This window comes from Natronococcus sp. (genome assembly GCF_047921035.1).
GTDB lineage: Archaea > Halobacteriota > Halobacteria > Halobacteriales > Natrialbaceae > Natronococcus.
The window spans coordinates 1-2,306 of record NZ_JBLRWX010000197.1; the positions used below are offsets into that span (position 1 = coordinate 1).

The window sequence follows — 2,306 nt, forward strand, 5'->3', positions numbered from 1 at the left end:
ACGCGTCCGGGTACGGGGTGGGGGGACGGAGGCTTCGTCCACGATCGTCTGAGTTCCTCCGTCCCCGACGGACCCGTTTCTCTCCCACCCTGGAACCAGGGGATGGATTTCAGACGCGCGGAGAAGCTTCCGAAGCTCCTCGAGCGCGCCGCTGCTCGGGAGTGGGTCGATCGGGACATGGTTTTCTCGACCGACTCGACAGCGGGCGTCTGTCACGTCCCGACCGACCTCAACACACAAGAGGCCGACTACTCCATGACCGTCGCCGGGAAGGGCGTTCCCCCGAGGACGCCGCGGTTCCCGTTCGACGAGGTCGGGCTCGACCGAGCAACCTCACCACAGAGCGAGAAGCAACGAGCCATGCTCACTGAGACCGACCGCGAGTCGCCTATCTGGTACGGCTTCGGTACTCGGAACGGCGTCGAAGCCGGCGTTCGCCCCGAGACGCTCAACGTGCACCAATTCGTGAGCGGGTCGACCGGTATGGGTAAGACGACGCTGTTGATCAACTACTTCCGTCAGATCATGCAGCGTGGTCACGGCGGGCTCTTTTTCGACCCGAAAGGCGACGACGCCGACGAGATAATCTCGCTGCTCCCGGAAGGCCGTGAGGACGACCTGATCTTTCTGGATATCGGCGCCGACGCCGAGTATGAAGTTGGGTTCAACTTTCTCGAGGTCCCGCTCCGGAACCCCGACCCCGACTCTCAGTCTTTCGAGAGCGCCGTTGAAGCGCTCGCCGACGACCTCGAGTCACTGCTTGCTCAGTCGGCCGGACCCGATGCCGCATGGGGCGCTCGCATGTCCGGTGTGACCCGCAACGTCGTCCGTGGTCTCGCCGAGTGGCAGGTTCGGACTGACCGAAGTGTGACGCTACTCGACGCCTACTACGCGCTACTCGAGGAGAACGGTCGACAGCGCTACGCCGACATGCTCAGTGAGGCTCGGATCGAATGGATCGAGGACTACGCTCAGGACGTCGTCGCCGACATGGATCAGGACGAACTTGAGCCACTGATTCGGCGCTTAAAAGAGTGGGTAGAGAGCGGAACGACCCGATCCATCGTCTCACACCCGACGTCGACCATTTCCATCGAGGACGCCGTTCGCGACGGGAAGATCATAGTCGTTCGGAACCGCTCGAGTTCCGGATCAGCAAAGCGTATGATCGCGACGGCGTTGATCCGACGCATTTGGGTCGCGATCCGAGAGCAAACGTACTCCGAGAGCGAGCCCGACCCGCCGGAGTTCTACTGCGTAATCGACGAGTTCGACAAAATCGTCTCAAAGGAAAGCGAGATACACAACATCCTTCGGGAGGCCCGATCGTTCGGGCTCTCGCTGACGCTCGCGGCTCAGAACCTTGAGACCGGAAGCGACGACGACATAGGGATTCCCGAGGGGATCCGCCGGGCGATCCAAGGCAACTGTAAGACGTTCCTCACCTTCGACGTCGGCGATCCACAAGACGCGACCGCCGTCGCACCACAGCATAGCGAGGATATCGAGGCAAAGGATATCCTCGAGCTCTCGAAGTACCGGATCTTCATGCGGACCCACGACGACCGGGACGAAAAGACCGATTCGTTCAAGGTCCAAACGCTCGAGCCCGCGCTTGACGTCCTTGAGACGCGCGACGAACGCGAGACCGAGCAGCTGATCAGCGAGTCTCAGGAACGCTACGGCCGGCGTCGTCGCACGAGTGCAGAGATAAAGAGCGAGATACTGCTCCGGGACAGTTCCGGCGACGTCGGGTCGGTCCGTGACGAGGCGCTCCAGCAAGATGTCGCGAAGGTCGTGTACGACGCCGCGCTCCGATCCGAGGGTAACGACCGGGACGTTCCCCTCGAAGCGTGCGAGGACGCTATTCGCGCCGCTGTCGCCGACTGTCTCGAAGCCGACCGGATCGACACTCGCGAACGGCTCTGGCGAAACGTTCTCAAGCCGATTCCCGACTCGAAACTCTCCGAGAACGAACGAGACGGGGAGCTGTGGCTATCCGTCGGCGACGACGTAGTCTCGAGCATCCAGGACGTCGGCGACGACGAGAGCGCCGGCGGCGCCCTGCATTCGCTCGTGCTCCGAGACGCATACCCCGCGTTGAACGAACTCGGTCTCGACGTCGCGATCGCCGAACAAGGTGAGGGTGAGAAGAGCCTTCCCGACGGCACCGCTGATCCGACGCCGCTGCTCGAGGTCGGTCCCGACGCCGATCCCGCGGCGATCGCCGAGGCCTTCGAGACCTTCCGGGGGGATCACCCGACAGTCGACGAACTAACGAACGGCCGTGAGGCGATCCTCGAAGC

The 2,306-nt window shown here is 62.7% G+C and carries 1 protein-coding gene; it reads left to right on the plus strand.

Features of this window, described 5'->3' with window-relative positions; translation table 11 throughout:
* Positions 1 to 102 precede the first annotated feature (102 nt).
* Positions 103 to 2,306, plus strand: a 2,204-nt coding sequence (locus ACNA7R_RS20025; RefSeq protein WP_416285298.1) for a type IV secretory system conjugative DNA transfer family protein, incomplete at its 3' end; no start/stop codon positions are given.